The organism is Paraliobacillus quinghaiensis, from assembly GCF_003426025.1.
Taxonomy (GTDB): domain Bacteria; phylum Bacillota; class Bacilli; order Bacillales; family Amphibacillaceae; genus Paraliobacillus_A; species Paraliobacillus_A quinghaiensis.
Genome location: NZ_QJSH01000045.1, coordinates 1 through 8830, shown reverse-complemented (window position 1 = coordinate 8830; position 8830 = coordinate 1). Strand labels below are relative to the sequence as shown.

General features: G+C 36.2%; 6 protein-coding genes, 1 tRNA gene and 1 other annotated feature. Of the genes, 1 reads left to right on the top strand and 6 read right to left on the bottom strand.

Annotated elements, in window-relative coordinates:
• Positions 1 to 337: 337 nt before the first annotated feature.
• The 6 genes from D2K40_RS15840 to guaB form a co-directional block, all read right to left on the bottom strand.
• A tRNA-Ser gene (locus D2K40_RS15840) sits at positions 338 to 430 on the bottom strand.
• A gap of 77 nt (positions 431 to 507) precedes the next feature.
• Positions 508 to 1782, bottom strand: coding sequence for a serine--tRNA ligase (gene serS / locus D2K40_RS15835; RefSeq protein WP_117157309.1), 1275 nt, complete (start codon positions 1780 to 1782; stop codon positions 508 to 510).
• A gap of 179 nt (positions 1783 to 1961) precedes the next feature.
• Positions 1962 to 2180: a binding site (T-box leader), on the bottom strand.
• Positions 2181 to 2223: 43 nt separating this feature from the next.
• A complete protein-coding gene (gene pdxT, locus D2K40_RS15830; protein ID WP_117157308.1) occupies positions 2224 to 2814 on the bottom strand; it encodes a pyridoxal 5'-phosphate synthase glutaminase subunit PdxT in 591 nt (196 codons plus the stop codon).
• Positions 2815 to 2865: 51 nt separating this feature from the next.
• Positions 2866 to 3750: a pyridoxal 5'-phosphate synthase lyase subunit PdxS gene (pdxS, locus tag D2K40_RS15825; protein WP_117157307.1), complete on the bottom strand. Its 885-nt coding sequence runs from the start codon at positions 3748 to 3750 to the stop codon at positions 2866 to 2868.
• Positions 3751 to 4010: 260 nt separating this feature from the next.
• The gene (locus tag D2K40_RS15820; protein WP_117157306.1) at positions 4011 to 5345 is read right to left on the bottom strand and encodes a D-alanyl-D-alanine carboxypeptidase family protein; all 1335 of its coding nucleotides are present in this window, start codon (positions 5343 to 5345) and stop codon (positions 4011 to 4013) included.
• A gap of 274 nt (positions 5346 to 5619) precedes the next feature.
• On the bottom strand, positions 5620 to 7089 hold the full coding sequence (gene guaB, locus D2K40_RS15815) for an IMP dehydrogenase (RefSeq protein WP_117157305.1): 1470 nt from the start codon (positions 7087 to 7089) through the stop codon (positions 5620 to 5622).
• Positions 7090 to 7353: 264 nt separating this feature from the next.
• Between guaB and D2K40_RS15810 the strand changes: the two genes are divergently transcribed.
• The gene (locus D2K40_RS15810; RefSeq protein ID WP_117157304.1) at positions 7354 to 8307 is read left to right on the top strand and encodes a YaaC family protein; all 954 of its coding nucleotides are present in this window, start codon (positions 7354 to 7356) and stop codon (positions 8305 to 8307) included.
• The last annotated feature ends 523 nt before the right edge of the window (positions 8308 to 8830 follow it).

The window sequence follows — 8830 nt, the reverse complement described above, 5'->3', positions numbered from 1 at the left end:
GGGATTTTGTGTCCGGCTTCCTTCAGATTCTATCTCACGATAGACACCCTTGCCTTTCACTAACAGTTCCTACTGCCAAGTCTGTGGTGGACTTTCACCACCTAGTTATAACTCATGCCGGGCGCACGATCCACTTGGTAAAATGTTTTTCTTTACCAAGTTAGCTGAGACTGAGCCCACGGAAAGCGAATCCATTTGCTTCCGAAGCGGATAAGTGTCTGTTGCGCAGTTCATCTAATACCTTTAACAAAAACCACATATAAAAACAGCGCTTAACTTTAGATAAAGTTAAGCGCTGTTAGCTATTTGTTCAATGTTTATGTATTAAAAATAAAAATGGAGGAGGATGAGGGATTCGAACCCCCGCGAGCCGCGAAGCCCCTGTCGGTTTTCAAGACCGATCCCTTCAGCCAGACTTGGGTAATCCTCCCCGAAACTGACGACAAAACTTATATTATCAGTTCCATTGAAATAAGTCAACATTTTTCGTTAATTTTTTTAAAAAAATTATTTAATAACTGTTTTTCCGCCCATATAAGACTGTAGAACTTCTGGAACAAGGACAGAACCGTCAGCTTGCTGATAGTTTTCAATAATAGCTGCTACTGTTCTTCCGATTGCCAAACCAGATCCATTAAGTGTATGGACAAACTCTGGTTTTGCTTTTTCTTCTCGACGGAAACGAATTCCTGCACGACGCGCTTGGAATGCTTCAAAATTTGAGCAAGAAGATATTTCACGATACGTATCATTACTTGGCATCCAAACTTCAATATCATATTTCTTTGCAGCAGTAAAACCTAAGTCAGCCGTACACATGCTCATAACACGGTAAGGTAATTTCAATAGCTGCAATACTTTTTCAGCATGACCTGTTAATTCTTCTAAAGCTTGATAAGAATCTTCTGGCTTTACAAATTGCACAAGCTCTACTTTATTAAATTGGTGTTGGCGAATTAAACCTCTTGTGTCTCTTCCCGCTGATCCCGCTTCAGAACGGAAAGATGCACTAAATGCAACAAATTTTTGTGGAAGATTATCAAGTTTTAAAATATCATCTCGATAATAATTTGTTACAGGTACTTCAGCTGTCGGTACTAAAAAGTAATCCCAATCTTCCACTTTAAACGCATCTTCTTCAAATTTTGGCAATTGACCAGTTCCTGTCATGCTCGTCCGATTCACCATATATGGTGGTAACATTTCTTCGTAACCATGTTCTTCAGCATGTAAGTCCATCATAAAGTTAAGTAAAGCCCGCTCTAAACGCGCCCCTAATCCCTTGTAAAACACAAATCGACTTCCCGTTACTTTAGCAGCACGTTCAAAATCTAACATCCCTAGTTCAGGTGCTAAATCCCAATGTGGCTTCTGTTCAAAATCCGGTGCTTCTACTTCTCCCCATTTACGAACCTCTATATTATCATCTTCTGTTTCACCAATTGGCGTTGTTTCATGTGGGATATTAGGGATAGACAGTAGTAATCTTTCTAATCTTTCTTCTACTTCTTTTAACTCCGTATCAATTGCTTTAATACGGTCACCAACTTCACGCATCTCAACAATCATTGCATCTGCATCTTTTTTCTCCTTTTTTAATTGAGAGATCTGTTTTGATACGTCATTTCGTTTTGCCTTTAATTCCTCTGTTTCAGCAATTAATTCTCTTCTACGTTGATCTAGGTCTTCAAATAAATCTAAATCTGTTAAATCTTCTCCACGGTGCTGTAATTTTTGTTTTACTTCATCAAAATTGCTACGTAAATACTTCATATCTAACATATCATTTTCCTCCTTAATGTCTTTTGTACATATTAGAAAAACTTGCATTCGCTCGTCCTTAGCTAATGCGTTAGCTTTTCTTATACTTGGAACATAAAAATTTTCACTACGTCGATTCCGCTTCATAGCTAACATTTTATACTTTCCCAACGTGCAAAAAACTCCCATCCCTAATAATAATTAGGGACGAGAGTTTTTTCCCGCGATACCACCCTGATTGAAGAATAAACTTCTTCCAGCTTTATTTTAAATAACGGCTAATGGTATTAACCGGATATGCTTTTTCATTCTGCATACCAACTCAAGGATGGATTCACAACATTTTTTCACTGGTTTGCACCAACCACCAGCTCTCTATAGAAAAAATTGCTGTTACTATTTCCTCTCAAAGTGTTTCCTGTATAAACTAACGCATTTTTTATTAGAATAGCGAAAACAGACTTAAGATGCAAGTTCTTTTTTGGATTCTTCAACCATGTTCACAAAATATTGCGTTAAGCGGTCATCTTCAGTTAATTCTGGATGAAAAGCACTACATAAATAATGTCCTTCTCTAGCAGCTACAATGGCATCGTTATGTCTTGCTAATACTTCAACTTGATTACCAACATCTACAATGAAAGGTGCTCTTATGAAGACTGCTTGAAAATCTTCTGCAACACCAGTAATGTGTAGTTTCGCTTCAAATGAATCTTTTTGTCGACCAAATGCATTGCGTTCTACTTTCATATTCATCAATTGTAGATGGGCATTATCTTGTCCAACAATTTCTGTTGCTAACAAAATTAAACCTGCACAAGTTCCAAATATAGGTTTTCCTCTTTCACCAAACTGCTGTAGTGGTTCAAAAAAATCATATTGATTAATCAAACGGCGCATTGTAGTACTTTCGCCACCCGGTAAAATTAACCCATCAATTTCAGCTAACTGTTCTTTTTTCTTTACAATCAGAGCTTCAGCACCGCACGCCTCTATTGAGCGAACATGTTCTCTAACAGCACCTTGTAAGCCTAAAACACCTATTTTAGTCATCACGATCTGTCCCCTTTTTAAACATCCGTGTTTATGTCTCTAGTTATGATCTTACCAACCTCGATCTTGCATTCTTTGTTCAGGTGCAATTGTACCAATTTCAATACCCTTCATTGCAGATCCAATTCCTTTTGAAACTTTTGCAATTAGTTCATAGTCTTGGTAATGTGTTGTTGCTTCCACAATTGCTTTTGCATATTTTGCTGGATCATCTGATTTAAATATCCCTGAACCAACAAAAACACCATCAGCACCAAGCTCCATCATTAAAGCTGCGTCTGCAGGGGTAGCTATACCACCAGCAGCAAAATTCACTACCGGTAAACGACCATTTTCTTTAATTCCTACTAATACTTCATAAGGCGCGCCTAACTCTTTAGCAAATGTCATTATTTCATCATAAGACATTCCGACTAGTCTACGCACTTGACCTTGTACTTCACGCATATGACGAACCGCTTCTACAATATTACCTGTTCCTGGCTCACCTTTTGTACGTAACATAGATGCCCCTTCACCAATACGACGAGCAGCTTCACCTAAGTCACGGCAACCACATACAAACGGAACTGTATAGTCTTTTTTATTTAAATGAAATACTTCATCTGCAGGTGTTAATACTTCACTCTCATCAAGATAGTCAACACCCATAGATTCTAGAACACGTGCTTCTACAATGTGTCCGATACGTGCTTTTGCCATTACTGGAATTGAAACAGCATTCAATACCTCTTCCACAATACTAAGATCAGCCATTCTTGCAACTCCACCTGCTGCACGAATATCAGACGGTACACGTTCAAGTGCCATTACTGCTACAGCACCAGCTTCTTCCGCTATTTTAGCCTGTTCCGCATTAACAACGTCCATAATGACGCCACCTTTTTGCATCTCAGCCATTCCTCTTTTAACTCTATCTGTCCCTATGTTTGACATACTATGTCCCCCTATTTATCTTAAAATTTAAGCGATTCGTAAAGTATACTATTATTCAACATTGTATAACAATACCATAGCCAAGCGCAAGCACTGTCCTCCATATTCTTCACCTGCAATATTAACACTTCTTTAATATCTTTAAAAACCATGCAAATTTAATAAAAAAATCTCAACATAACGGATTTGTTATGTTGAGATTTTACGCTTTTGTTAGACTATTCTCATCTATTACAATTTAAAATTCCAGTGCCTTTTGATTAAAACCAACCAGTAACTGTATCAACTACTGTGTTATAAATACCACCAAAGAAGTCTCCAATAGCACCAAGCGTTAGCATAAACCAATTTAATTTCTCTACAGCACTTGTTGTAATTAGGTCTACTGATTTAATTTGTTCATTTTCACCAATATACTCATAAGTGTTATCTCCGTTATAAACTAACTCCATTGTTCCAATTGTTTGTCCTTTTTCAATTGGGGCAATTAATTCGCCCTCATCATTTAATAGATTTTCATCAATATGATATTGGACTGTATAAGCTTCTTCATCTCCGCTTTTAACAACCTCTGTTATCGCTTCACTTGACTCAATTTCAACTGTATCTTCTTTACCTTTTGCTACATTTAGAATAGATTTATCTTCTAATTGATAACCTGCTGGATATAATTCTTTGGATTCAAATTGACCAAATCCATACTCTAGTAATTTCTCTGTTTGTTGAAATCTTTCTTGTCTACTTTCCGTGTTCATCACGACACTGATAAGGCGTCTTTCATCACGTTTAGCCGTACCTGTAAAACAGTTTCCTGCATTACTTGTATATCCTGTCTTCAAACCGTCTACACCTTCAACATGAAATTGCGTATAGTTATTATCTTCCCATGGTAACATCCAATTCCAGTTTTCATATGCAACGCCATCAAGCTCTGAAGTAAGTTGACTAGAAAATTCTAATGATTCCGGATAATCATTTATTAAATTATATGCAAGCATTGCTGTAGATTTAGCTGACAATAAGGTATCTGCATCAGCAGCTGTTCCATCTGGATGATTACCTACCAAATCAGCGTTATTTAAACCAGTTGAATTGACAAATTCATATGCTGGTAATCCCATCTCTTCTGCTTTTTGATTCATTAATCTAACAAATTCACTTTCAGAACCAGAAATTAATTCTGCTAGAGAAATTGTTGTAGCATTATCCGAATTAATAGCCATTGCTTCGTATAATTGTCTGACTGTGTATTGTTTGTCTTGAATTAATCCAATTCCAGAAGAACTTATATTTGCTGAAACCTGATAAGCATAATCACTAATTTCTGTTGTTGTATCCCAACTTATTTCTCCATTATCAATTGCTTCTAAAACGAGATATTCTGTCATCATTTTTGTCATACTTGCTATTGGTAATAGTTCATCTGCATTCTTTGCAAACAAAATCTTTCCTGTTCCTTCATCCACTAAAATAGCTGCTTCTGCATCTACATCAAAAGTATTTGCACTTGCCTTTATCGGATTTACTAAGGATGATGTGACTGTAATGAATACTGCTGTTATTATTAAAAGGAGCACCTTTAATTTATGTCTCAACTCTCTCTACCTCCACTACTATAATCTGTTTGCATACCCGTTATTTTAGCACACCACGACGAAAAGTGGAATATACTTTTGTAGGGTATTTTTGGAGAATTTTCATATCACTCTAAAATAGTAAATATAGCCTAACATTATTAATTTAATAGAAATGTTTTGTATATGACTAAATAAGCATAGATTGAGAGACAACAATGTTTAAACAATGAGCTTTTAATCAGTATAAAAAAGCATGCACTGGTAACCACCCAGTGCATGCTTCTTGTTTTTATTATAATGAATAATTTGGTGATTCGTTGGTGATTTGCACATCATGAGGATGTGACTCACGTAAACCAGCACCTGTCATACGAATAAATTGTGCTTCATTACGAAATACATCTAAGTCTGATGCACCACAATATCCCATTCCAGAACGCAGGCCTCCAAGTAATTGATGGACAGTATCAGCTAATGGACCTTTATAGGCAACACGCCCCTCAATTCCTTCAGGTACTAATTTTTTTGCATCTTCAGTATCTTGGAAATAACGATCTTTTGATCCAGATTTCATTGCTGCTACAGAACCCATTCCTCGATACACCTTATAACGTCTTCCTTGGAATATTTCTGTTTCACCTGGACTTTCTGTTACACCTGCAAATAAACTACCAAGCATAACTGCATGTGCACCAGCTGCAAGTGCCTTCGCGATGTCTCCTGAATATTTAATACCGCCATCAGCAATAACTGGAACACCATGTTTACTTGCTTCATAAGCACAGTCATTTACAGCAGTAATTTGTGGAACCCCAACACCTGCTATAACACGAGTTGTACAAATTGAACCTGGACCAATTCCTACTTTTATAATATTTGCTCCAGCTTCTATTAACTCACGTGTTGCTTCTGGAGTTGCAACGTTTCCAGCAATAATATCTAGTTCAGGGTATTTTGTCCGAACATTTTTCACTTGTTCAATTACACCTTGTGAATGCCCATGTGCTGTATCAATAACAAGCACGTCAACACCTGCTTCAACTAACTTTTCAATCCGAGTCATTGAATCTCCTGTAATACCAACTGCTGCTCCCGCTAACAATCGACCTTTTGCATCTTTTGCAGAGTTAGGAAATTCAATAACCTTTTCAATATCCTTAATTGTTATTAAGCCTTTTAATACACCTTTATCATCGATTAATGGTAACTTTTCAATACGGTGTTTTTGTAGTATCTTGCTAGCCTGTTCTAGTGTAGTACCCACTGGAGCTGTAACAAGATTTTCACTAGTCATTACCTCAGATATTTTTATTGAATAGTCCTCAATAAAACGTAAATCACGATTTGTTAAAATACCTATTAGTACTTGCTCTTCAGAATTATTAACAATTGGTACACCGGAAATACGGAATTTTCCCATTAAATGTTCAGCATCAAACACCTGATTATCTGGTAAGAGGAAAAATGGATTAGTTATAACGCCACTTTCTGATCTTTTTACACGATCAACATGTTCAGCTTGTTCTTCAATTGACATGTTTTTATGAATCACACCTATGCCGCCTTGGCGAGCCATGGAAATTGCCATTTCTGCCTCAGTAACTGTATCCATCCCTGCGCTAAGTAACGGAATGTTTAGATTAATCTTTTCAGACAATTTTGTCTTAATTGAAACATCACGTGGCAATACTTCCGATTTTGCTGGAACTAACAAGACATCGTCAAATGTTAATCCCTCTTTTGCAAACTTATCCTCTCTCATACTTTACCCCCTCGTAAATTTTAAAATGAATATGAATAGATAAATTACTAATGAAAATACATGCTACTGGTTACACTATTATTATAAAAGTATTTGAAGCTTGTTTTATAATCTTATTGTTATATACAATACGACATCAGTATAGCTTTTTCAACCTTTTACTGCACTTTTATTCCCTATAAATTAAGTGAAAAAATGTAAGCAATTTCATTTGAACACTATAAAAATATTCTTTCTTATCTGATTAGAAGGGAAACAACCTTTATGATTAAAACCATTGAACTCTTTTTAAACTATTTACAATCAACTGAAACCGCACAAAAATATCTATTTCATTGTTATAAGCAACAGCAGATCTCCGATTATCAAAAGCTAAGTTATCAAAATAGTGATCGTTTTTTTTATTATATTAAACATGGTTTACTGTATTATCAAACAGCAAACCATGCTGCTACAGAGACTCAACCTCTGTTTTACTTTTATGGTATGACTCATTTAATCAAGGCTTGTTTATTATCTGAAATACCAAATTACCCTCACAGCACTAGCTTACTTGCACATGGTCTATCTACTAGAAAACGAAAAAAGCAACACTATGACTTCTTACAAGATGAAGTTAAAATTCAATCAAATGGTTTGTTTCCATACTTTTCAGCGAACTTGTTTCATGTGAAACAGTGGCCAACTGATAAGTTTTCAATGGAGACTATGTTAAAAACAATTCCTGAAATGAATGCATTATTCTGTATGCATTCAAAACAAACACATTTAATTAAAGTAGCCAATCGTAATGAAACCAAACTTAATTTCCCACTTGATATTCTTGATACCTATCATCTATCACAGGAACGATTTTTAGCGAAATTGACTCCATATATACTGACAAATAAAATTCATGCTGATAAAGAGAAGATATACTGTGAGCTTGAGCATCCTATCTCTATTCTAGCAAAAGGACCTTTCTTTTATCACTTAGATGAAAACAGTATCTATTTTGCCTTAACAAATCAGTTACCAAACTATAGCCATGAAATCATACACCATTACATTTTACTCTATAACTTAAGTATGATTGCACGCTATGAGACAGAATGGTGGGGGGACCTATTACATACAACAGCAACAAAAGACTATCCATTTATCAAAAACTTCTTGGATATTACTTCAAGAAAAATACCAGTGTATCTAGGTCACTTTCTTTATCAAAAACAATTTTAAAAAATCATTGCCTTATGACCGATTTTATATAAACTGCGCATTAAGAACTAATCAGCTAATTCAGCAATTAGTAACGGAAGTTACCGCTCCACAAATAAAATTGGTTCCCTTTCCGCAGGCACGGCTTCAGCTAACTCGGATAAGCAAAGGGCGCTTTCCGAGTGGATCTTCAGCTCGCGCTGTTCCTGCAGGAGTGTCACCAATTTTATTTGATACGCTAGATAGTTTAAAAATTTGATAATACACTACAGACCATTTTAGCAGTAGAAAAACCTATTAATTGTATCTTAATTATGATCAGTTCTTCTACCTAGCGAAGTCAGCAAATGGATGACACTCCTGTGGGAACAGCTAATGTTTTCGATGGGGCGAGTAATCGCAGTCCCACAAGTCGAAATCGAGTAGGAGGGGCTTCACAGCCCCGACCTCTCACACCACCGTACGTACGGATCCGTATACGGCGGTTCAACCTTTTGAGTATCTTATCTGGTAGAGGATGTTCATATCCTTAAGTCCCCATTTC

Bases quoted from the DNA above. Each gene is read 5' to 3' on its own strand.
- pdxT (WP_117157308.1), bottom strand. From the start codon at position 2,814: ATGACTAAAATAGGTGTTTTAGGCTTACAAGGTGCTGTTAGAGAACAT.
- pdxS (WP_117157307.1), bottom strand. From the start codon at position 3,750: ATGTCAAACATAGGGACAGATAGAGTTAAAAGAGGAATGGCTGAGATG.
- serS (WP_117157309.1), bottom strand. From the start codon at position 1,782: ATGTTAGATATGAAGTATTTACGTAGCAATTTTGATGAAGTAAAACAA.
- D2K40_RS15810 (WP_117157304.1), top strand. From the start codon at position 7,354: ATGATTAAAACCATTGAACTCTTTTTAAACTATTTACAATCAACTGAA.
- guaB (WP_117157305.1), bottom strand. From the start codon at position 7,089: ATGAGAGAGGATAAGTTTGCAAAAGAGGGATTAACATTTGACGATGTC.